This window comes from Pseudomonas sp. B3G-3 (assembly GCF_028640915.1).
GTDB lineage: Bacteria > Pseudomonadota > Gammaproteobacteria > Pseudomonadales > Pseudomonadaceae > Aquipseudomonas > Aquipseudomonas chlororaphis_I.
In genome coordinates this window covers 1-20281 of sequence record NZ_JAQZAB010000065.1, presented here as the reverse complement: position 1 = coordinate 20281, position 20281 = coordinate 1, and the positions used below count along the sequence as shown (strand labels likewise).

The 20281-nt window shown below is 63.8% G+C and carries 23 protein-coding genes; 5 read left to right on the top strand and 18 right to left on the bottom strand.

The features are described from left to right. Positions 1-136 precede the first annotated feature (136 nt). The 10 genes from PVZ80_RS05095 to soxR form a co-directional block, all read right to left on the bottom strand. Complete coding sequence (locus PVZ80_RS05095) at positions 137-1123, bottom strand: metal ABC transporter solute-binding protein, Zn/Mn family (RefSeq protein WP_009050061.1); 987 nt, start codon at positions 1121-1123, stop codon at positions 137-139. After that, positions 1124-2023, bottom strand: a complete 900-nt coding sequence (locus tag PVZ80_RS05090; protein ID WP_041987754.1) for a metal ABC transporter permease — start codon at positions 2021-2023, stop codon at positions 1124-1126. Further along, complete coding sequence (locus PVZ80_RS05085) at positions 2023-2778, bottom strand: metal ABC transporter ATP-binding protein (protein WP_028683029.1); 756 nt, start codon at positions 2776-2778, stop codon at positions 2023-2025. Before PVZ80_RS05085 ends, PVZ80_RS05090 begins: the two co-directional genes overlap by 1 nt. Next, positions 2775-3704, bottom strand: coding sequence for a metal ABC transporter substrate-binding protein (locus PVZ80_RS05080; RefSeq protein WP_009050059.1), 930 nt, complete (start codon positions 3702-3704; stop codon positions 2775-2777). The genes PVZ80_RS05085 and PVZ80_RS05080 overlap by 4 nt, the downstream gene beginning before the upstream one ends. Before the next feature lie 35 nt (positions 3705-3739). Further along, a complete protein-coding gene (locus PVZ80_RS05075) occupies positions 3740-4312 on the bottom strand; it encodes a DUF6162 family protein (protein WP_009050058.1) in 573 nt (190 codons plus the stop codon). After that, complete coding sequence (locus PVZ80_RS05070) at positions 4309-4653, bottom strand: hypothetical protein (protein WP_009050057.1); 345 nt, start codon at positions 4651-4653, stop codon at positions 4309-4311. The genes PVZ80_RS05075 and PVZ80_RS05070 overlap by 4 nt, the downstream gene beginning before the upstream one ends. Next, positions 4650-5171, bottom strand: coding sequence for a thiamine pyrophosphate-binding protein (locus PVZ80_RS05065; RefSeq protein ID WP_257375100.1), 522 nt, complete (start codon positions 5169-5171; stop codon positions 4650-4652). Before PVZ80_RS05065 ends, PVZ80_RS05070 begins: the two co-directional genes overlap by 4 nt. A gap of 17 nt (positions 5172-5188) precedes the next feature. Continuing rightward, a complete protein-coding gene (locus tag PVZ80_RS05060; RefSeq protein ID WP_273863488.1) occupies positions 5189-6400 on the bottom strand; it encodes a PepSY-associated TM helix domain-containing protein in 1212 nt (403 codons plus the stop codon). A gap of 308 nt (positions 6401-6708) precedes the next feature. Next, complete coding sequence (locus tag PVZ80_RS05055) at positions 6709-7170, bottom strand: VOC family protein (protein ID WP_009050054.1); 462 nt, start codon at positions 7168-7170, stop codon at positions 6709-6711. Between the two features lie 267 nt (positions 7171-7437). Beyond that, the gene (gene soxR / locus PVZ80_RS05050; protein ID WP_009050053.1) at positions 7438-7893 is read right to left on the bottom strand and encodes a redox-sensitive transcriptional activator SoxR; all 456 of its coding nucleotides are present in this window, start codon (positions 7891-7893) and stop codon (positions 7438-7440) included. Between the two features lie 118 nt (positions 7894-8011). Here soxR and PVZ80_RS05045 point away from each other — a divergent pair, with 118 nt between their 5' ends. Then, positions 8012-8377 carry an antibiotic biosynthesis monooxygenase gene (locus tag PVZ80_RS05045; protein WP_038577335.1) on the top strand — a complete coding sequence of 122 codons (366 nt, stop codon included), beginning with the start codon at positions 8012-8014 and terminating at the stop codon, positions 8375-8377. On the opposite strand, the gene PVZ80_RS05040 is transcribed toward PVZ80_RS05045, so the two are convergent. From PVZ80_RS05040 to msuE, 4 genes are all read right to left on the bottom strand, one after another. Then, complete coding sequence (locus PVZ80_RS05040) at positions 8374-9480, bottom strand: sigma-54 interaction domain-containing protein (protein ID WP_041987771.1); 1107 nt, start codon at positions 9478-9480, stop codon at positions 8374-8376. The genes PVZ80_RS05045 and PVZ80_RS05040 overlap by 4 nt on opposite strands. Positions 9481-9503: 23 nt before the next feature. Continuing rightward, on the bottom strand, positions 9504-10691 hold the full coding sequence (locus PVZ80_RS05035) for an acyl-CoA dehydrogenase family protein (RefSeq protein WP_110175666.1): 1188 nt from the start codon (positions 10689-10691) through the stop codon (positions 9504-9506). 176 nt (positions 10692-10867) lie between these two features. Then, entirely contained in the window at positions 10868-12019 is a 1152-nt protein-coding gene (gene ssuD / locus PVZ80_RS05030; protein ID WP_041987776.1) for an FMNH2-dependent alkanesulfonate monooxygenase, read from the bottom strand. A gap of 9 nt (positions 12020-12028) precedes the next feature. Further along, positions 12029-12592: an FMN reductase gene (msuE, locus tag PVZ80_RS05025; protein WP_009050048.1), complete on the bottom strand. Its 564-nt coding sequence runs from the start codon at positions 12590-12592 to the stop codon at positions 12029-12031. A gap of 402 nt (positions 12593-12994) precedes the next feature. Here msuE and PVZ80_RS05020 point away from each other — a divergent pair, with 402 nt between their 5' ends. The 3 genes from PVZ80_RS05020 to PVZ80_RS05010 all read left to right on the top strand — a co-directional run bounded on the left by PVZ80_RS05020 (position 12995) and on the right by PVZ80_RS05010 (position 16615). Then, positions 12995-13261: a hypothetical protein gene (locus PVZ80_RS05020; protein ID WP_009050047.1), complete on the top strand. Its 267-nt coding sequence runs from the start codon at positions 12995-12997 to the stop codon at positions 13259-13261. A gap of 320 nt (positions 13262-13581) precedes the next feature. Further along, positions 13582-14751: a cysteine desulfurase family protein gene (locus tag PVZ80_RS05015; protein ID WP_041987778.1), complete on the top strand. Its 1170-nt coding sequence runs from the start codon at positions 13582-13584 to the stop codon at positions 14749-14751. 55 nt (positions 14752-14806) lie between these two features. Beyond that, positions 14807-16615 (top strand): aminopeptidase P family protein, encoded by a 1809-nt coding sequence (locus PVZ80_RS05010; protein WP_273863487.1) that lies wholly within the window; start codon positions 14807-14809, stop codon positions 16613-16615. Positions 16616-16684: 69 nt separating this feature from the next. Here the strand turns inward: PVZ80_RS05010 and PVZ80_RS05005 are convergent, their stop codons facing one another. Further along, positions 16685-17275, bottom strand: coding sequence for a 2-hydroxychromene-2-carboxylate isomerase (locus tag PVZ80_RS05005; RefSeq protein WP_009050044.1), 591 nt, complete (start codon positions 17273-17275; stop codon positions 16685-16687). Between the two features lie 37 nt (positions 17276-17312). Further along, positions 17313-18053, bottom strand: a complete 741-nt coding sequence (locus tag PVZ80_RS05000; protein ID WP_009050043.1) for an SDR family oxidoreductase — start codon at positions 18051-18053, stop codon at positions 17313-17315. Between the two features lie 93 nt (positions 18054-18146). Between PVZ80_RS05000 and PVZ80_RS04995 the strand changes: the two genes are divergently transcribed. Continuing rightward, entirely contained in the window at positions 18147-18716 is a 570-nt protein-coding gene (locus PVZ80_RS04995) for a TetR/AcrR family transcriptional regulator (RefSeq protein WP_009050042.1), read from the top strand. Between the two features lie 11 nt (positions 18717-18727). Here PVZ80_RS04995 and PVZ80_RS04990 read toward each other — a convergent pair whose 3' ends face one another. Further along, complete coding sequence (locus tag PVZ80_RS04990; RefSeq protein WP_009050041.1) at positions 18728-19009, bottom strand: hypothetical protein; 282 nt, start codon at positions 19007-19009, stop codon at positions 18728-18730. A gap of 169 nt (positions 19010-19178) precedes the next feature. Beyond that, positions 19179-20066, bottom strand: a complete 888-nt coding sequence (gene rhtA, locus PVZ80_RS04985; RefSeq protein ID WP_273863486.1) for a threonine/homoserine exporter RhtA — start codon at positions 20064-20066, stop codon at positions 19179-19181. Between the last annotated feature and the right edge of the window lie 215 nt (positions 20067-20281).

Below are 20281 nucleotides of genomic sequence, written 5' to 3'. Positions count from 1 at the left end.
TTGTAAGCCGCGCCATTTCCCCTGTAGGAGCGAGCTTGCTCGCGATGAGCGCAAGAACAACGCGTTCACTCAGGCAATACGCATCATCGTTGACGTTTATCGCGAGCAAGCTCGCTCCTACAGAGGTAGTGGCGGGTCAGGTTTTCGGAGCGAGGGCACTGGTGATCTGGCTGATGTTGCTCTCCAGCTCCGCCAGCGGGTCGGCGCTGTCGGTTTGCAGCACCAGCAACTGGCTGCCGGCGGCGCTGATGGCGGCCTTGATCGCGTCGGACGGCTGGCGGTGATGCAGGACGATGGCCACGTCGTTGTCCTTGAGCCGGGCTTGCAACTGCTGCAGCGCTTCGGCCGTCCACTCGTTGTCGGCGCGGGCGTCGACCTCCAGCAGTTCCAGGTTGAGCCCGCTGACCAGATAACCGAAGTGGTCGCTGAGGCTGAGCACGCTGAGGTTGTCGGCGTTGGCCAGTTGCCCCTCGGTATCGGCGCTGAGCTTGAGCAGGCGTTGCTTGAGGCTGGCCAGGTTGGCGTCGATCTTCGGCTTGGCGGCGGGGGCCAGGCGCACCAGATCGGCGGCCAGCACATCGGCCATGCGCCCTAAATTGTTGCTCGACAGCCACGGCTGGCTGTTCAGGCCATCGCTCTTGCCGGGTTGCAGGGCCACCCCGGGCAGGGCGCCGTCCACCGGGCGCGCGGCATCGACTTCGACGATGCGGATGTTGCTGCGCCGCGCGTTGGGGTACAGCGGGTCGTCCGGCCAGATCGAGCGCAGGCCGATCACCGCGTCGGCGTCGAGGGCCAGCTTGTGCAGCGCCGGGGCGCCGCGGCCGGTGAAGTAAGCGGTCTGGCGCGAGCCCGGCAGGTTATCGGGGGCGGCACGTTCGAGCTGCACGTCGGTGCCTTGCAGCAGCAACTGGCCGAGGCCGAAGGTCACCGGCAGCGAGGCCAGCACGGTGAGTGGCTTGTGTGAACGACTGCTGTGCAGCGCCGTGGTGCCCAGGCTCTGGTTGGCGGTGACGCGCATGGGTTCGAAACGGTCCGGCTGGGCCAGGGCCGGAGCGCTGCCCAGCCCGCCGAGGGCCAGGGCCAAAGCCAGGGGGAGTGTCAGGTGACGTAGTGAACTGTGCATTTATCCGATATTCCCTTTGAGGCTGGGGACAATGCCGCGGGCAATGGCGGCCAGGGCGAAGGCGACACCGGCCACCAGGATGATCGCAGCGCCGGAGGGCACCGGCAGGTCGAAGAGGATCGGCAGCAGGATGCCGCACAGGGTGCTGACCGTGGCGATCAGCACCGAGATCCAGAAAAAGCCCTTGAGTGACTGGCTCAACAGGCGCGCGGCCGCCGCCGGAATCACCAGCAGGGCGCCCACCAGGATCGCGCCTATGACTTTCACCGCGGCCACGGTGATCAGGGTCACCAGGATCACGAACAGGTAGTCCAGGGTCTTCACCGCGACGCCGCGCACCGCTGCCAGTTGCGGGTTGAAACTGGCCAGCATGATGCGGTTGTACAGCGGCAGGCTCAGGCCCATCACCAGGGCGCCGACGATCAGCAGCACCAGCAGGTCGTTGCTGTTGACCGTGAGCACCGAACCGAACAGCACGTTTTCCAGGATGTGCACGTTGATCTTGCCGGCGAGGATCAGCAGCAGGCTGGCGCCCAGGGCCAGGGACACCGAGAGGAACACGCCGATCAGGGTGTCCGGCGCCAGGCCGGTGCGGTTGCGCAGGTAGTTGAGCAGAATGCCGAACAGCAGGCAGTAGCCGAACAGACTGCCGTACGGGCCGGTGTAGGGCTCGCCGAGCAGAATGCCGATGGCCACGCCAGTCAGGGCCGCATGGCCCACCGCTTCGGAGAAGAAGGCAAAGCGCTTGACCACCACCAAGGTGCCCAGGCCGCCGAGCACCGGGCCAATCAGCAATCCGGCGAGCAGGGCGTTGACCACAAACCCATAGGCCAGGGCTTCCGGCAGGTAACCGGAGGAGGCCCAGCCCTGGATCATCAGACGAAAGGCTTCGTAACTCATCAGGCAACACTCCCGCTGACGATGTCCGCGCTGCGCGGGTGGGTGGAAAACAGCGTCAGCAGGCGTTCCGGGGTCAGCGCCTGTTGCGGCTGGGCGTCGAACAGCACCCGGCGATGCAGGCCGGTGACCCGGTCCGCCAGGCGGCCGACCGCTTCCAGGTCGTGTTCGATCCACAGCAGGGTGATGCCGGCCTGGCGCCAGTCGCCGAGCAGGCGCTCGAAGACTTGGATGCCGGCCTCGTCGAGGGCCGACATCGGTTCGTCCAGCACCAGCAGCTGCGGCGCCGGGATCAGCCCCTGGGCCAGCAGCACTCGCTGGCGTTCGCCGCCGGACAGGGCGCCCATGCGCCGCTTGCGTTTGTCCTGCATGCCGACCCGCTCCAGGGCCTCGCCTATGGCCGCAGCGTAATGCCGGCTGAGGCCGAGGAAGGCCGGGCGGCGCTGGCACATGGCGGCCATGAAGTCGTCGACGGTCATCGGCAGGCCGCGATCGAACTCCAGGGCTTGCGGCACATAGCCGATCACCCCCGGTTCGCCCGGCCATTGCAGGTTCAACTGGCCCTGGTGGGGCATCTGCCCGAGCAGGGTCTTGATCAACGAGCTCTTGCCGCCACCGTTGGGGCCCACCAGGGCATGTAGGGTGCCGGGCTGCACCTTGAAGCTGACGTTGTCGAGGATGGTGGTGCGGCCCAGGGTCAGGCTGACCTGGTCGAACTCGATGGACGGGCCGCGGGCCAGGCTGTGCAGGGCGGTCATGCGCCGGCCTCCTGGATCGCCCGGACCACGGTGTCGAGGTTGCCGGCCATTTCCTTCTCGTACTTCTCGGCGCTGTAGTCGCCGTAGGAAATGTGCGACAGCGGGTACAGCTTGACCCCGGACTCGCGCTGGATGGTGTCGACGTAGGTGGACGGGAAGTCCATCTCGGAGAAGATCACCTTGACGTCCAGTTCACGCAGCTGGTCGATGGTCTTTTTCAGCTGGCTCGGGCTGGGCTCGATGCCGTGGGCCGGCTCGACCACGGCGGTGACTTCCAGGCCGAATTCGCGCAGCAGGTAATCGTAGGCGGCGTGCACCGTGGCCACCCGCAGGTCGGCGTTGGGCGCCTTGGTCAGCTTGGCCAGGGCGTCGGCGCGCATCTGCCGCAGGCGTTTGCCGTAGGCGCGGGCGTTCTGGGTGTAGGCCTTGGCGTTGGCCGGGTCCATCTTGCCCAGCTCGCGGGCGATGTTGTTGACCTGGGCGATGGAGGCGCTGATGGACAGGAAGGTGTGCGGGTTGACCACCTTGCCGGCGCCGCGCGCGGCGATGCCGGTGGCGGCCAGCAGCGGCACGTTCTGGTTGGCCTCGATCACCGGGATGTCCGGGCGCTCGCTGGCCTCGATCATGCGGTCGGCGAAGTCGTCGTGACCGACACCGTTGAGCACGATCACGTCCAGGGTGCCGATGCGCTTGATGTCTTCGGCGCGCGGTTCATAGGCGTGGGGGTTGAAGCCGGCGGGAATCAGCGGCACGACCTCGGCCTTGTCGCCGACGATGTTGGCCACGTAGCTGTAGTAGGGATGCAGGGTGATGCCGATACGCAGGCGCTTGGCCTGGTCGGCCATGGCGAGAGGGCTGAGCAACAGGGCGAACAGGCTGACCAGCAGCACCCGCAGGAACGGGCGGCGTTGAGATGAAATAGGCATGGGCTAGCGGTCTTCTCTCGGGTGAATGCGTGGGTTCAGTGGCGATGCTGGCGGGTCACTCCGGCATCGAATTGCGCGACCACCTGCTGCCAGCCGGCACTGGCCAGGGCGGCGTCGCTGAGGTCGTCGGGGGCGGCGAGGGACGGGCCGCGGTTGAGCCAGATGTCCGGGGTGGCGGCCGGGTCGGTGGCGATGCGCATCAGCAAGGAACCGGCCACTGCGTTGTTCTGGCTGAGGCCGACATAGGCCTGTTGCCGCAGTTGCCAGACATGCCCGCCACGGCTCACCGAGCTGGCGTCCTGGGCAAAGGGCGCGAAGCCTTCCTCGGCCAGTTGCTCGGGGGGCGGCAGGGCCTGGGCTTCTTCGCGCAGCAGGCGGATTTCGTCGAGGGTCACCCGCAGGTCGGCGTACAGGCCCTGTTCGCCTGCGGTGAGGTCGCGGCGGGCGTCCAGTTGGTGGCTGTCGACGCTCGCCACTTCGCGGGTTTCGCCGCGCCAGAGCACCACGGAGCCGGCCACGCTGAGGATCAACAGGCACAACAACAGGACGTAGAGGGTTTCATGGCCGGCGCCGGCCGGGCGCACGACTTGGGGAGGAGAGGTGCTCATGGGGCCTCGATGTCGGCTTGGTCGATCTCGACCACGTGGCCGGGGCCGGCGTCGAACAGCACATAGAACTCGGCGTCGGGTTTCTTGAAGGTCAGGGTGGAGTCGGCGCCCAGCTTGCCGGGCACCAGGATGGTTTCGTCGTAGCCGATCACGTCCAGGGTCACCCCCGGGGCGCCGCTGCCATCGGAGAAGCCGCCGGTGCAGCGGATCTGCTCGCCGTCGATCTGCTTGCACTCGCACATCGGGTTGTGGGCCAGGGCGCCGCCACTGAACACGGCGCTGGCAAGCAGGAGCGCGCCGGCGCCGAGCAGGCGCAGGCGGGCGGTGGGTACAGCAATCATGGTTTGCCTCCTTGTTTGTTCAGCCAGGCGAGGGTCGCCGGGGATGCCTGGCCCAGAGGGATGGCCGCCTGGTGCATGCTGCCGTCCCAGCCTTCCATGGTGATCCACAGCTCGGCGTCGGCCTTGGTCTTTTCCGCAACGGGCAGGCTGGCCCCCATGCGGTATGGGGTGCCGAAGAAAATCACCCCGGCGGCGCGCAGGCTGCGGGGTTTGCCGATGCGCAGGTAGGTGGCCTTGACCTGGTTGATGCAGGCGTCGCACAGGGCGGCATTGAAGCCTTTCATATAACCGGCCGGCCCCTGGAGTTGCGGCGCTTCGTTACGCAGTTCGGCCAGGCGCAGGCTCCAGGGGCCGACCTGGATCTCGCCCACCTCGCGTTCGCCCAGGCCGCTGTCGCCACGGGCCAGCGCCGCGTCGGCAAAGTACTTGGGCATGAAACCGAGGGGGATCAGCAACAGCAGGATGTTCAGGTGGAAACGCCATTTCAGCCAGAACTGGCGCAGGGGCGAAACCGGCATTGGGTTGTCTGTCTTGCTCACAGGTTGCCCTCCGGCGTGTCGCTGTGCAGGGCCGCAAGCGGGCGCGGGGCGAGGGCGGGGCGCGCTGTCTTGGTGCTGCGCTTGAGGGCCGCGGCGGTGGCCAGGGCAGTGCGTTTGGTCCAGATCAGCAGGCCGCTGAGCACCATCATGCTCAGCAGCAGGCCGAAGAAGAACCAGATCAGCTTGATCCAGAGGCCGCCGAAGTCACCGGTGTGCAGCGGGCGCATGGACTCGGTGACGAACTCCAGGGCCGAGCGATGGGACAGCAGGTGCGCGGTATCCACCGAGCCGCTGTAAGGGTTGAGGTTGGCGGTCTGGTACATCAGCGGGTACCAGCCGCGGCCGCCGATGAACATATGGCTGTAGGCGTTGCTCGGCAGCATGACGAAGCCGACCTCGAAGCCCGAGATCTGCTGGGTGGCGATGCGGATGGCTTCATCGACGCCGATCATCGGCGCCGGGCTGCCGTCGGCCGAGGTCGGCACGTTTTCGCGGGCGATCACCGGCACTATGGGTTCGCTGGAAATGGTGATCTGGTTGTCGCTGAGGATTGCCTCGATCAGGAACCAGGTGCCGGTGATGGAGATCACCGCGATAAACCAGATCGACCAGATGCCGCTCAGGCGATGGAAATCGCCCCAGAAAATCCGCGCGCCATGGCGCAGGCGTAGGGTCGGCTTGAGAAAGCCCTTCCAGAACTTCTTGTAGACCACCAGGCCCGTGACCAGCGACGCCAGCATCGGCAGGCCGAGCAGCGATACCAGGTACCAGCCCCAGCTGTAGCCATTGGTGAACGGCACCAGCCACCAGCCGTGCAGGGCGCGGGTGAAGGCCTGGAAGTTGAACGGCGGGCTGACGCCCTGGATCACGCCGGTGTACGGATTGACATAGACCTCGACAGAACGGCCATCGGGGTAGCTGACGCCCACGGTCAGGGCGAAATGCGCTTCGTCGGGGGTGTTGATGCTTTCGACCAGGGTCTGCGGTTCGGCCTGCTTGATGGCCTTGACGATCTGGTCGTAGCTCAGCGGCTGGGCATCGCCTGTGGGTTTGCTGGCGCGGATGTCGGGGTTGGCCAGCCAGACGATTTCCTGGCTGACCACGGCCAGGGTGCCGGTGACGCAAACGATCAGCACAAAGAACCAGATGGGCAGCGCCAGCCAGCTGTGAACGAGAAACCAGATTTTCGAGCGGGACTTCTTCGACATTGAGCACGCGTCTTGATTCGAGGAGTGGAGTTGCGGGGCGTTTGCCGAGCCCGGAGATAAACCCGCGGCGTAGCCTTCGCCAACGCGACCTGCTGCATCTAATTAAGACGAATGAGAATCGTAAATCCCGAAAGACGATATGAAAGTAAATGTTTCCGCGCGACCAATGGCGTGCAAAAGGCCGGTGCTGTGGGGCGTTGAGGGCGCTATCGCGGGCAAGCCTCGCTCCTACAAGGGAACGCGCATCTGTAGGCGCGAGCGGGCGGCGATCCGACTGGCCCGCGATCAGCGGTTTACAGGCTCAGGGCTTATCCCTGCTGTTTAAACATCTCCACGGCCCGCTGCTTGATCTGCTCTTCGCTCAGGTCTTCCTTGCGGGTGGCGAGAAACCACAGGTGGCCGAACGGGTCTTTGAGGGTGCCGCTGCGGTCGCCATAGAACTGGTCCTTGACCTCGGACACCACCTGGCCACCGGCGGCGATGGCCTGGGCGAACTGTTTGTCGACATCGTTGACGTACAGGTGCAGACCGACCGAAGGCGATTGGTCGGGATTGCTCAATGGCCCTTGGTCGCAGGGCGTTCCCAGCATGATCGGGCAGTCGCCGATGCGCAGCTCGGCATGGCCGACACTGCCGTCGGGCATGTCCAGGCGCATGACCTGGGTGGCGCCGAAGGCATTCTTGTAGAACTCGATAGCCTCGGCAGCCTGCGTGATCCCCAGGTAGGGCGTGATGCTGGGGTAACCCTCGGGGATGGGTTTGACGCTCATCTCGGTTCTCCTTTCTTGTCTGGGTGTTCGTCGAAGTGAACCTGGCCGGTTTTCCGGTCGGTTCACTATAGGCCCGGGGAATCCACAGCCTGGTTTGAACTGACGAGGTGTTCGCCAGGCAACAGTGAGCCTGCGATCAGGGGAAGAGGTGTCGCCGCTGCCGCAGGCCGCGATCGGGCTGGATGGCATTCCGACGTTTGACTTGAAAAGACGCCAGCAGTGGCCGCTCCACCGATTGCCGGCTGGGGAAACCGCTGCGCCGTCCGCTCAGTCGGTTTCCAGCAATTGCGCGCCCGGGCCGTGTTCGCCCAGCTGGTCGCCCTGGTTGCGCAGCGGGCAGTCTTGCATCGACAGGCAGCCGCAGCCGATGCAGCCATTGAGGCGGTCGCGCAGCAGGGTCAGCTGCTTGATCCGCTCATCCAGCTCATGGCTCCACTGTTCGGACAGCCGCTTCCAATCGGCGGCCGTCGGTGCGCGGTGGTCCGGCAGGCTGCGCAGGGCCTGGCCGATCTCGGCCAGGGGAATGCCCAGGCGCTGCGCCACCTTGATCAGCGCCACCCGGCGCAGCACTTCCCGTGGATAGCGGCGCTGGTTGCCGGCGTTGCGGTTGCTCTTGATCAGCCCCTTGGTTTCATAGAAATGCAGCGCGGTGACCGCTACGCCACTGCGGGCGGCCACTTGGCCGACGGTGAGTTCCTTGTGCACGGTTTCGGGGGTGAGCATGCAGCACTCCTGCGGGTGGGGAATGAGCAAAAGTCGCTTGACCTTTACTTAACTGGAGGTTTTACCCTGCAGGCCTTCGAATCACAAGATTCCGTTTATCCGTCAGTAGGGACTTGCCATGCACGCGTTTGCGCAAAACCGCAGCTTTACGCAATTGATCGAATTCGAAATCGAACCCCATCAACAATCCGCCCTGGTGTCGGCGCTGTCCGAGCAGACCGAACGCCTGGCCCAGGGTTACCCGGGGTTCCTGAGTGGCAGCGTGCAGGCCAGCGAAGACGGCCGGCGGGTGCTCAACTACCTGCAATGGCAAACCCGGGAAGCTGGCGAAGCGGCCTTCCAGAGTTTCGAGAAGGGCGAACAGGACTTCTGGCAACTGCTGCGCGCCTATCAGGCCAAGACCGTGACCTTCGGCTCGTTCCAGGTGGTGCGCAGCATCGAGCGCAGCCCGGATAACGCGCTGCATTGCCGTTTGGCCAGCTAGATCGACAGTTGCAGGGTGCGTTCATGCTGGCCGGTTTTTTCCGGCGGACGGCGCTTGTTCACCGCGAGTTCGCCGATCTTGATCAGCCGGGTGCGGGTGACGTTGCGGCTCAGGCCCAGCAGGTTGGCGGTGTGCACCTGGTTGTAGTGGCTGAAACGGTAGGCCGCGCGCAGCAGCGCATCCTCGACCTTTTCATGCAGGGCGCCGGCCTGTTCTTCGAAGAGTTTGTGAAAGGCCCGCTCCAGCAGGGCTTCGGCTGAGTCGTCGTGGCTGTGGTGGCTGTCGTCCTGGCGCTCGATGCGCATGTTCGACAGGCGCAGGTCGTCGCGCTCGATCACGCCGTCGCGGCAGATCAGCAGGGTGTGGTGGATGACGTTTTCCAGTTCGCGGATATTGCCCGGCCAGCTGTAGCTGCGCAGCTTGTGCTCGGCCTCGCTGCTGATGGTCACGGCGCCGTAGCCCAGGCGCTGGCTGTAGGCTTCGATGAAGTGCCGGGTCAGCGGCAGGATGTCGCCGGGACGTTCGCGCAGCGGGCTCAGTTCCAGGCTGACCACGTCGAGGCGGTAGTACAGGTCCTCGCGGAAATGCCCGGCGTTGATGGCTTTCTCCAGTTGCACGTTGGTCGCCGCCAGCACCCGCACATCGATGGGAATGCTTTTGCGCGAACCCAGGCGCACCACTTCGCGCTCCTGCAACACCCGCAGCAATTTCACCTGGATCGCCATCGGCAGGTCGCCGATCTCGTCGAGGAACAGAGTCCCGCCATTGGCTTCTTCGAACCAGCCGGCCTTGGCGCTCAGGGCCCCGGTGAAGGCGCCTTTTTCATGGCCGAACAGCTCGGCCTCCACCAGCGACTCGGAGAACGCCCCGCAGTTCACCGCCACGAACGGCCGGTTGCGCCGGGCGCTGAGGTTGTGGATATGGCGCGCCACCAGCTCCTTGCCGGTACCGGTCTCGCCGATGATCAGCACACTGGCCTCGCTCGGCGCGACCTGCTGCAGATGCGCCAGCAAGGCCTGGGATTTCGGGTCTTCGAATACCTGGGCGGTGGCCCGGATCGAGGTGGCCAGGGCGGGCGAGGGCGGTAAGGTCAAAAGCTGCATGGACAAGCTCCGGGAACAGAAGGCTAGGAATAGAAAGTCGGGGTCGGCAGGGACTGGTTCAGGGCCCAGTCGCCCAACTCATGGAGTTTGTAATCCACCGGGTCGTGCAGGGTTTGCGTGCGCAGGTTGCGCCAATGCCGGTCCAGGCGCAGGGAGGCGTGGGTGGAGCGGGCGCCGGTGACCTCGAACAGGCGGCTGCACAGTTCCAGGCCCTGGCGCGTGGTGGCGACCTTGGCGGTGGCGATGGCCGTGGCCAGGTGGCCGCGTTCTTCGGCGCTCAGGTTCGGCCCCTTGGCCCAGGCCTTGTCCAGCAGCTCCGCGGCGCGCTCCACCAACAGACGCATGCCTTCCAGGGCCACCCAGAAATCACCGTAATGGCCCAGTACGTAAGGGTCCTGATAGGCCTCCTGTGCGCTGGACTTATGCCAGGGCCGGGTTTCGCTGAGGGTGTACTGGCGGGCTTCTTCAAAGGCCCCTTCGGCGATGCCGAGGAACATGTGGGTGAAGGTCAGCTGGGCGATCAGCGGGCGCAGACAGGCAAAGGGCGTGCTCAAGGGGCCCGGGTCCAGCAGCAGCTCCGATTCCTCGACCCGCACCCGCTCGAAGCTGGCGCTGCCGCTGTCGGTCTGGCGCTGGCCCATGTTGTTCCAGTCGTTGTGCAGGGTGATGCCGCTGCGGCCGCTGGGGATGGCGGCGATCAACAGCTTGCCGCCGTTGCTTTCGTCGACCGCCGAGGCGATGAGCATTTCCGAATCGCTGGCGCCGGAGCAGAAGCTCTTCTTGCCGGAGAACTCGCGCCAGCCGCCGAGGTTCTTCACCACGGTACGGGTGTCCAGCGGGTTGAGGGCGTTGCCCCAGAACCAGTTCTTGCGCGCGGTCTGTTCGAACCAGGGTTGCCATTGTTCCGGGCGGGCGAACAGGCGCACGGTGGCCAGCATCAGGTGATGGAAACCGAAGACGTGGGCGATGGAACTGTCGACCTTGGCGAACTCGCGGACGATGTTCAGGGTCTCGCTCCAGCTGGCGCCGAGGCCGCCGTACAGGGTGGGAATGCTCAGGGCCAGCAGGCCGCTCTGGCGCAGGGCGTCGCGCTGGGCTTTGGGGGTTCCGCCGCGTTCGTCGCGTTCGACGGCGGTCAGGGCAAACTCGGCCGCCAGCTGGCGGGCGGTCTGCAAGGGGGACAACAGGGCGCTTTGCGGCTTGGCAGTCACGCGGTGTTCCTCGTTGGGGGCCGGTTGTTGGGCCATGAAATCGGTGGCTTTCAGGGGGAGCGGCGGGGCTCCATCGCGGGCAAGCCTCGCTCCTACAGAAGCACGCTCATCTGTAGGAGCGAGCGGGCGGCGATCCGACTTGCCCGCGATAGCGTTCTATCAGGCAATAAATACCCTTAAGCCCCAGCCGCTTTTTTGCTCGGCAACACATCATTGGCAATCATTTCGCCAAACGGCCCGGTTAGGTTGGTCACGCCACGTCCGGCCAGGCTGGCGTAGGGTTCCGGCAGCAGCGGGAACACCAGTTCGGCAAAGCGATAGGCTTCTTCCAGGTGCGGGTAGCCGGAGAAAATGAAGCTCTCGATCCCCAGGTCCGCGTATTCCTTGATCCGCGCCGCGACCTGCTCGGGGTTGCCCACCAGCGCGGTGCCGGCGCCGCCACGCACCAGGCCGACGCCGGCCCAGAGGTTGGGGGCGATTTCCAGGTTGTCGCGCCGCCCGTCGTGCAAGGCAGCCATACGCCGCTGACCCTCGGAGTCGAAGCGCGAGAAGGATTGCTGCGCGGCGGCGATGGTCTCGTCGCTGATGTGTTCGATCAGCTTGTCCGCGGCCTTCCAGGCCTCTTCCGCGGTTTCGCGCACGATCACATGCAGGCGGATGCCGAACTTCACCGTGCGGCCATGGCGGGCGGCCCGCTCACGTACATCGGCGAGTTTCGCAGCGACCGCGGCCGGTGGTTCGCCCCAGGTCAGGTAGACATCTACCTGTTCGGCGGCGAGGTCATGGGCGGCGTCCGAGGAACCGCCGAAATACAGCGGCGGATAGGGCTTCTGCACCGGCGGGTAGAGGGCCTTGGCGTTCTGTACATGCAGATGCTTGCCTTCGAAGTCCACGGCTTCGCCTTGCAGCACCCGGCGCCAGATCCTCAGGAATTCGTCGGTGACTGCATAGCGCTCGCTGTGGCTGAGGAAGCTGCCGTCGCCGCGGTTCTCGTCGGGGTCGCCGCCGGTCACCACATTGATCAGCAGGCGGCCGTTGGACAGCCGGTCGAGAGTGGCGGCCATGCGCGCCGAGACGGTCGGCGAGATGATTCCCGGACGGATCGCCACCAGGTAGCGCAGGCGTTCGGTCAGGGGCACCAGCGCCGAGGCGATCACCCAGGAGTCTTCGCACGAGCGGCCGGTGGGGATCAGTACGCCGTGATAACCCAGGCTGTCCGCGGCCTGGGCCACTTGCTTGAGGTAGTTGAGGGTGACCGGACGCGCGCCCTGGGTGGTGCCCAGGTAATGGCCGTCGCCGTGAGTCGGAAGAAACCAGAAAACGTCCATGACAGGTCCTTAAGCGATTTTCAGCAGATTTTTCGGATGCACGCCGAACAGGGGCGCGGCGCGTTCTGCCGCAAGGCGAATGCGGGCTTTCAAGGGCTCGCTGGTTATCTGGTAGTTGGCGAAGTCGGCCTCGGTGGCATAGACCCCGATGGGCAGGGTCAGGGCCTGGAAGAAACTGAACAGCGGCCGCAGCTGGTGATCCAGCACCAGGGCGTGACGCTCGCTGCCTCCGGTGGCGGCCAGCAGCACCGGGGTATTGATCAGGGCGTTGAGGTCGATCAGGTCGAACAGGTGCTTGAGCAGGCCCGGGTAGGAGCCGCGATAGACGGGCGCTGCGACGATCAGCAGGTCGGCGCTTTCGATGGCCTGCAACTCGGCTTCGACTTCCGCCGCCAGCTCCTGGCGGGACAGGGCCGCGCCCAGGGGGCGGGCGATGTCGCCCAGTTCGATGAGCTTGCTCTCGATCGGCAATTGCCCTGCCAGTTCGGCGAGCAGCGCTTGGGTCAGCACCAGGGTGCGCGAGGGGCGCCAGGTTCCACCGGACAGGGCAACGACTTTTAATGGACGCGACATGATCAGTTCCTTTGTTGAACAGGGCTCAACGAGCAGTGAGTAGTCCCAGGGCTTGAGCAAGAGCTGTACCAGCGGGGCAAAGCCTTGAGTGGCGGGGCTCGTGGCGCTGTTGCAGGATCAGGCTGTTGTTGGGGAGACACTGTTTTGTTGATTGGCTGTTGCCTGGCGAACAGTTGCCCAGGCAACAGCAGGCGGCGCGATGGGCCTGTTATAAAGGCTTACTGATATTCCTAAAAAATACTTTATTTCCATATTTATAGGTCTTTTGGAAATAAGAGAGGACGCTATGGGCTGCGATAGGGGGAATCGATAGCCACTATCGAGCGTGATGATTTCTGCCCCGGGAAGGGCGACGGTAGCCTGTGTCCATTGCCTCGCAGCCCAGATCCAGGAGCCTTTGCCATGAACCGTTCGCTCGTCTTATCCCTGCTTGTCGTCACCTCGGTCCTGGCCGGTTGTGCCAGCCAGCCGGGTCCGGAATCGCGCCCTTATACCGCCGAGGAAACTCGCGAACTGGCGCTGGAAGCCCTGAACCGGCGCGGGCTGTCCTTTGACGAATACCAGCAGAAGAAGGCCGAGCTGCTTGCCCCGCAACGGACCTTCGGTTTCGACCAGCAGGGCGAAATGAACGCCGAACACAGCGTGACCCTGCATGGCCGTGCCAGCTGATTTGTCGATCTTCCGTGGCCTTGCCCGCAGAGGCTGACGGACTGCCGGTGACAGTCGGCAAAACCCTGTGATGATTTTCCCGCCTCCTGCCTTGTTCTTCGGCCCCTTGGCCGAACCTCGCTTAACCCGGCTCCCGGAGCCTGTTAAGCTGCCCCTCGGGAGCGTTCCTACGCACTTTTAAATGAAGTTGTCCTTCTTTAACTGCATCCGATCGGGTATTGCTGACGGTCTGCCGTTTTTGCGTTGCCGAAAGGGCGCGTATCAGCGTTCGGCACCGAGTGAACCTTGATCCTGGAACAGGCTCTGCGGGTATTTTTGCGATGAATAAACGTCCTCTCTATTTCGACTACGCCGCCACCACGCCGGTGGATGAGCGAGTCATTCAGGTGATGGTGGAATGCCTGGGGTTCAACGGTAACTTCGGCAACCCGGCGTCCAGTTCCCACGCCTTCGGCCAACAGGCCCGGCGCAGCGTCGAGCTGGCGCGGCAGCAGGTCGCCCAGCTGGTGGGCGCGGCGCCCGAGCAGATCGTCTGGACCTCCGGCGCCACTGAATCCAACAACCTGGCGCTCAAGGGCGTGGCTCAGGCCCGGGGCGTATCCGGCGGGCACATCATCACCAGCCAGATCGAACACAAGGCCATTCTCGATACCGCCAGCCAGCTGCAGGCTGCCGGCGTGGCGGTGACTTACCTGGTACCGGACCGCGACGGGCTGATCACGCCCGAGGCGGTCAGCGAAGCCCTGCGCGACGACACCTTCCTGGTGTCGCTGATGCTGGTCAACAACGAGCTGGGTACGGTCAATGACATTCCTGGCATTGGCCGCGTGGTCCGCGAGCGCGGGGCGCTGCTGCATGTCGACGCGGCCCAGGGCGCAGGCAAGGTGGCGATCGACCTGGCGCAGTGGCCGGTGGACCTGATGTCCTTTTCCGCCCACAAGATTTATGGCCCCAAGGGCATCGGCGCGCTTTACGTCGGTCCTCGCGCGCAGCAGCGCTTGCAGGCGCAGATTCACGGCGGCGGCCATGAAGGCGGTTTGCGCTCCGGGACACTCGCGACCCATCAGATTGCCGCCATGGGCGCCGCCTTTGCCCTGGCCGCCGAACACTTCGATGAAGAAGCGGCGACCATCGTTCGTCTGCGCGAGCGCCTGCTCGAACAACTGGCCGACGTGCCGGGGCTGCGCCTGAACGGCAGCCCGGCCCAACGCATTCCCCATACCTTGAGCCTTACCTTCGGTGAAGGGGAGTTCAACCCGGCGGCCCTGAGTGCCTCCATCGCGTTTTCCGCGACCTCGGCCTGCAACTCGGCGAGCAATGCGCCGTCCCATGTGTTGCTGGCGCTGGGGCTCGACGCCCGGGCGGCGGGGCGGACCATCCGCCTGAGCCTGGGCCGCTTCACCACCGAGCAGGACATCGATCAGGCCGTCCAGCTGATCAAGGCTTCATCCGCCAGTGCACCGGCGTTCTGGGCAGTTGCCCAACCCTGAGGGCTTATGCCCTCGGTATCCAATAACAATGATTCACCTGGTAGCAGGAGACACAATGAGTACGCAGCCCTTGACCAATGGAGTGGTCCCCCAGCGCCTGGCGCGCACCCGTGAGCTGATGAGCCGCGAGGGCATTCATGCCCTGCTGGTGCCGTCGGCCGACCCGCACCTGTCGGAGTACCTGCCGGGTTACTGGCAAGGCCGGCAGTGGCTGTCGGGCTTTCACGGTTCGGTCGGCACCCTGATCGTCACGGCGGATTTCGCCGGGGTCTGGGCCGATAGCCGTTATTGGGAGCAGGCGACCAAGGAGCTCAAGGGCAGCGGTATCGAACTGGTCAAACTGTTGCCGGGTCAGCCCGGTCCGCTGGACTGGCTGGCCGAGCAGACCCCGGAAGGGGGCGTGGTCGCGGTCGACGGCGCGGTGATGGCGGTGGCTTCGGCGCGTACCCTGGGCAACAAGCTGCAGGAACGTGGCGCTCGCCTGCGCACCGATATCGATCTGCTGAACGAAGTCTGGAGCGACCGTCCGAGCCTGCCGGATCAGCCGATCTATCAGCATTTGCCACCCCAGGCCACGGTCAGCCGGGTCGAGAAGCTCGGCAAGTTGCGCGAAACCCTGAAAGAGCGAGGCGCGGACTGGCATTTCATCGCCACCCTCGACGACATCGCCTGGTTGTTCAACCTGCGCGGCGGTGACGTCTCGTTCAACCCGGTATTCGTCTCCTTCGCCCTGATCAGCCAGCAGCAGGCAACGCTGTTCGTGGCGTTGAGCAAGGTCGATAACGCTTTGCGCGCGGTGCTGGAGCAGGACGGCATCAGCCTGCGTGACTACAGCGAAGTGGCCGCGGCCCTGAGTGCGATCCCCGACGGCGCCAGCCTGCTGGTGGATCCGGCGCGGGTCACTGCCGGTTTGCTGGATAACCTCGGTAGCGGCGTGAAGCTGCTGGAAGGCCTGAACCCGACGACATTGGCCAAGTCCCAGAAGAGCTTGGCTGATGCCGAGCATATCCGTCAGGCCATGGAGCAGGATGGCGCCGCGCTCTGCGAGTTTTTCGCCTGGCTGGAGTCGGCCTGGGACCGTGAACGCATCACCGAGCTGACGATCGACGAGCACCTGACCGCGGCCCGCACCCGTCGCCCCGGCTACGTGTCCCTGAGTTTCAACACCATCGCCGCGTTCAACGCCAATGGCGCGATGCCGCATTACCACGCCACCGAAGAAGAGCACGCAGTGATCGAAGGCGATGGCCTGCTGCTGATCGACTCCGGCGGCCAATACCTGGGCGGCACCACGGACATCACCCGCATGGTGCCGGTCGGCACCCCGAGTGCCGAGCAGAAACGCGATTGCACGCGGGTGCTCAAAGGCGTGATCGCCTTGTCCCGGGCGCACTTCCCGCGGGGCATCCTGTCGCCGCTGCTGGACGCCATCGCCCGCGCGCCGATCTGGGCCGAGGGCGTGGACTATGGGCACGGCACCGGCCATGGCGTGGGGTACTTCCTCAATGTCCACGAAGGCCCGCAAGTGATCGCCTATCAGGCGGCGCCGGCACCGCAAACCGCGATGCAGCCAGGGATGATCACCTCGATCGAGCCGGGAACCTATCGTCCGGGCTGTTGGGGCGTGCGCATCGAAAACCTGGCGATGAACCGTGAGGCGGGCACCACCGAATTCGGCGAGTTCCTCAAGTTCGAAACCCTGACCCTGTGCCCGATCGACAGCCGCTGCCTGGAGCCTTCGCTGCTGACCCAGGACGAGCGTGAGTGGCTCAACGCCTACCACGCCGAAGTGCGTCGGCGCCTGAGCCCGCTGCTGCAAGGCGCGGCGCTGGAATGGCTGAATACCCGTACCGCAACTATCTGAACGTTAATCGCGCTGCCGGCTTTGGGCTGGCAGCGCGAATGGCGTTGCTCGTCATATCGACGTCTTGGCTTAACTCAAGGCTTCGAGGACAAAGTCCAGGCGATCCTGGCCGAAAAACAGCTGGTTATCGACGAACATGCTCGGCGCGCCAAACACGCCGCGCTGCAAGGCTTGTTCGGTCTTGTCCTTGAGGGCGTTCTTGACCTCTTCATCGTTGGTCAGGGCCAGCACCTCCAGCGGATCGAATCCCCCCTCACTGAGTACCGCTGCCACGGTGGCCTGATCATTCAGGTTGCGCTTCTCGACCCAGAGTGCGCGAAACAGGCAGTCGATAAAGGCAACAAAGCGCTGCGGGTGTCGCAGTTGCATGCCGGTCACCGCGCGCATCAGCAGCAGGGTGTTGATCGGGAAGTGCGGGTTGAATGCCAATGGCACCTCATAGCGTCTGGCATAACGCGCCAGGTCCTGAAGCATGTAGCGTCCCTTGGCGGGGATGCTGATTGGCGAGGCGTTGCCAGTGACCTTGAATACGCCACCGAGCAACATGGGTTGGTAAATCAGTTGGCTGCCCGTCTGGGCACAGATCTTCGGCAGTTGGGTGTAGGCCAGGTACGAGGTCGGGCTGCCCAGGTCGAAAAAGAACTCGACGGTTTTGCTCATCGGTAATGCTCCTTTTTTGTTGTTGTGGAGGAGGGGGCTACCAGCGTTCGTTCCAGGGCCGCAGATCCAGTTCGAAGGTCCAGGCATCCCGTGGCTGGCTGTGCAGATGCCAGTAGTTGTCGGCGATGTGCTCGGGGTTGAGGATGCCGTCTTCATCCTTGAGCGCGTACTTTTCCGGGAAACTGTTGCGGATAAAGTCAGTGTCGATGGCGCCATCGACCACCACGTGAGCGACGTGGATGTTCAGCGGTCCCAGTTCCCGAGACATGCTTTGCGCCAGCGCGCGAATGCCATGCTTGGCTCCGGCGAAGGCGGCAAAACCCGCAGCGCCACGCAATCCCGCGGTGGCCCCGGTGAACAGGATGGTCCCGCGTTTGCGAGTGACCATGCGTTTGGCCACTTCCCGCGCATTGAGGAAACCCGAGAAGCAGGCCATCTCCCAGATCTTGAAGTACTTGCGCGCGGTTTCCTCGAGGATGCTGCACGGCACGTTGGCGCCGATATTGAACACCAGGGCTTCGATCGGGCCGATCTCGCTCTCGATCTGTTCGATCAAGGCAATCACTTCTTCCTCTTTTCGAGCGTCGCAGGCGAACCCGTGGGCTTCGCCTCCCGATTGCTGGATGGCCTCCACCAGTGGCTGCAACTTGTCCGCGCTGCGTCGGGTGACACAGGCCACAAGACCTTCCCGGGCAAAACGCTTGGCGATGGCACCGCCTGTGGCATCGCCGGCTCCGACGACCAAAACGACTTTCTTGTTCTCTGTAGCTGTAGTCATGGTGGGATCGCTCTATTGGTAAACGGTCGTTAACTAAACGAACGTTATGCTACGATTCGCCGAGCGTCAAGGCGAAGAGAGGAGAGGGGCGTCATGCGTTATTCAGCCAGTCACAAGCAGGAAACCAGGGAGCGGTTGCTGCAGAGCAGCGCCGTGTCAGCCAAAAAGGAAGGGTTTTCGACTGTAGGGGTCGATGGTCTGATGAAAGCGATCGGGCTGAGCGGCGGGGCGTTCTACAGCCACTTTTCGTCCAAGGATGAGCTGTTCGGTTCGATTGTCGAACGGGAGCTGAGCCAGAGCCTTGAGCGCCTGGGCGCCGATGGCGAGCAAAGCCGGATGCGGCTTGAACGTTGCCTCAAGCACTACTTGAGCATGGCGCATGTCGAGAGCCCGGAAACGGGTTGTGCGCTGCCGACCTTGGGTGCGGAAATATCACGGGCGGACGAGGTGGTTCGACAGCAGGCGGAAGACTGGATTTGCCGCTTGCAGCAGAGCTGGGCGCACACCCTGGGCAGCGACAGCCTGGCCTGGTCGATCCTGTCGCAATGTGTAGGGGCGTTGGTGGTGGCGCGAATGTTGGTCAGTCCGGACATTCAGCGCCAGGTCCTGAAATCGAGCCATGACGAAATTGTTCGTCAGTTGCCAACGCAGGATGTGCAGTAGGCAGGTGCTGCCTACTTGCAGATGACGATCATGCTGCGGCTGGTGTAGCCGGCGGGGTTCAGGCCGAAGGGGTAATCGCCCGGATCCTCCACCGTATCGCCGGACTTGGCGATCACTTTGTAGCCTTTGGGGCCACAGGAGGTAGCAGCACTGGCGTAGCATTTGTCCCAGGAGGAGGACAGGCCGGAGCAGTTGATATGCAGGCCCTTCTTTCCGCGCTTGACCTCGGTTTTCGAAGTTGCGGCGCAACCTGCGATGGCAAGTACGGCTAACAGAATCAAAAAACGTTTCATTCCTGTCCCTATTGCTGATCCCGGATCTGTTGTCCGGGTTCGACTGCGTTAGCTGTCACTTTGGCGTCTGTGCGGTCCTTGCCCGAAAAATCCATGACTGGCGCTGAGTTACAGCGCCTAAACATGGCCTAATTGAGCGGCAAATGCCAGAGCTATGTACAACCGAGAATCAATCCGCCGCTACCAAAGGTTTCGATTCGCTGCGCATGGTCAGGGTCGCACCCACTGACGCCAGGATGATGCAGGCAATAGCCATCCATTGTGCGAGAGACAGGTATTCGTGGAGGAACAGCAGCCCGGACAAGGCACCGAAAGCGGGTTCGATACTCATCAGCGTGCCGAAGGTTCTCGCTGGCATTCGGGTCAGGGCGACCATCTCCAGGCTATAGGGAAGGGCAGTGGAGAGAATGGCCACACCGATGGCAATGGGAATCAGACTGGGGGTCAGCAAGGCAGCTCCGGCGTGCACGATACCGATAGGCGCAACGAACAAGGCGGCGATCATTACACCCAGCGCTGCGGTCTGGACGCCATTATCGGCTCCGGCCTTTTGCCCGAACAGAATATAGAGCGCCCAGCACACTCCGGCCCCCAAGGCATAACCTGCGCCGATCAGATCGATGCCGGCGCTGGTATCGCTGCTAGGGATCAACAGCAGCAGGCCGATAACCGCCAGAAGGATCCAGAGAAAGTCGATGGCTTTTCGCGAAGCATAAATGGCCACGGCAAGCGGGCCGGTGAATTCCAGGGCGACGGCGATTCCCAGGGGAACGCTGCGTAGCGACATATAGAAGAGGAAGTTCATTCCACCCAGCGCCATCCCGTAAACGATGACCGTGCGCAGGGACTTGGCGGTGAGCTTCGCGCGCCACGGGCGCAATAGCAGCAGCATGATGATGCTGGCGAAGATCAGGCGCAGTGTGGTGGTGCCCTGTGCGCCCACGATCGGGAACATGCTTTTGGCCAGCGAGGCGCCGGACTGGATGGAGGCCATGGCAATAAGCAGCAGTCCCACTGGGAACAGGGTTGAGGCTAGGCTGCGGGGCTGGTCATTCATGGCAAGGCATCATCCGGTTTTATAAAGGGGGGAGATTGGGTGCGCCGACATGATGCTCAACTAATAACGCATGAGCAATATATTGCTCATGGTGTTTCTGCTCTTCTTATATAGAGAAGGATTTATCTGTTTTTGCAGGTTATTGATAGAAAAGACAAATTAGGGGTTGACGGCAGATTCTGGAAGTCTATAATTCGCCCCACTTCCGGCGCAGT

Excerpts from the sequence above, each read along its gene's own strand:
- PVZ80_RS05045 (WP_038577335.1), top strand. The coding sequence starts at position 8,012 with ATGCACGCGTTTGCGCAAAACCGCAGCTTTACGCAATTGATCGAATTC.
- PVZ80_RS04995 (WP_009050042.1), top strand. The coding sequence starts at position 18,147 with ATGCGTTATTCAGCCAGTCACAAGCAGGAAACCAGGGAGCGGTTGCTG.
- PVZ80_RS05015 (WP_041987778.1), top strand. The coding sequence starts at position 13,582 with ATGAATAAACGTCCTCTCTATTTCGACTACGCCGCCACCACGCCGGTG.
- PVZ80_RS05060 (WP_273863488.1), bottom strand. The coding sequence starts at position 6,400 with ATGTCGAAGAAGTCCCGCTCGAAAATCTGGTTTCTCGTTCACAGCTGG.
- PVZ80_RS05075 (WP_009050058.1), bottom strand. The coding sequence starts at position 4,312 with ATGAGCACCTCTCCTCCCCAAGTCGTGCGCCCGGCCGGCGCCGGCCAT.
- soxR (WP_009050053.1), bottom strand. The coding sequence starts at position 7,893 with ATGCTCACCCCCGAAACCGTGCACAAGGAACTCACCGTCGGCCAAGTG.
- PVZ80_RS05010 (WP_273863487.1), top strand. The coding sequence starts at position 14,807 with ATGAGTACGCAGCCCTTGACCAATGGAGTGGTCCCCCAGCGCCTGGCG.
- PVZ80_RS05065 (WP_257375100.1), bottom strand. The coding sequence starts at position 5,171 with ATGCCGGTTTCGCCCCTGCGCCAGTTCTGGCTGAAATGGCGTTTCCAC.
- PVZ80_RS05005 (WP_009050044.1), bottom strand. The coding sequence starts at position 17,275 with ATGAGCAAAACCGTCGAGTTCTTTTTCGACCTGGGCAGCCCGACCTCG.
- rhtA (WP_273863486.1), bottom strand. The coding sequence starts at position 20,066 with ATGAATGACCAGCCCCGCAGCCTAGCCTCAACCCTGTTCCCAGTGGGA.
- PVZ80_RS05070 (WP_009050057.1), bottom strand. The coding sequence starts at position 4,653 with ATGATTGCTGTACCCACCGCCCGCCTGCGCCTGCTCGGCGCCGGCGCG.
- PVZ80_RS05020 (WP_009050047.1), top strand. The coding sequence starts at position 12,995 with ATGAACCGTTCGCTCGTCTTATCCCTGCTTGTCGTCACCTCGGTCCTG.
- PVZ80_RS05000 (WP_009050043.1), bottom strand. The coding sequence starts at position 18,053 with ATGACTACAGCTACAGAGAACAAGAAAGTCGTTTTGGTCGTCGGAGCC.
- PVZ80_RS04990 (WP_009050041.1), bottom strand. The coding sequence starts at position 19,009 with ATGAAACGTTTTTTGATTCTGTTAGCCGTACTTGCCATCGCAGGTTGC.
- PVZ80_RS05095 (WP_009050061.1), bottom strand. The coding sequence starts at position 1,123 with ATGCACAGTTCACTACGTCACCTGACACTCCCCCTGGCTTTGGCCCTG.
- PVZ80_RS05055 (WP_009050054.1), bottom strand. The coding sequence starts at position 7,170 with ATGAGCGTCAAACCCATCCCCGAGGGTTACCCCAGCATCACGCCCTAC.
- PVZ80_RS05040 (WP_041987771.1), bottom strand. The coding sequence starts at position 9,480 with ATGCAGCTTTTGACCTTACCGCCCTCGCCCGCCCTGGCCACCTCGATC.
- msuE (WP_009050048.1), bottom strand. The coding sequence starts at position 12,592 with ATGTCGCGTCCATTAAAAGTCGTTGCCCTGTCCGGTGGAACCTGGCGC.
- PVZ80_RS05090 (WP_041987754.1), bottom strand. The coding sequence starts at position 2,023 with ATGAGTTACGAAGCCTTTCGTCTGATGATCCAGGGCTGGGCCTCCTCC.
- ssuD (WP_041987776.1), bottom strand. The coding sequence starts at position 12,019 with ATGGACGTTTTCTGGTTTCTTCCGACTCACGGCGACGGCCATTACCTG.
- PVZ80_RS05085 (WP_028683029.1), bottom strand. The coding sequence starts at position 2,778 with ATGACCGCCCTGCACAGCCTGGCCCGCGGCCCGTCCATCGAGTTCGAC.
- PVZ80_RS05080 (WP_009050059.1), bottom strand. The coding sequence starts at position 3,704 with ATGCCTATTTCATCTCAACGCCGCCCGTTCCTGCGGGTGCTGCTGGTC.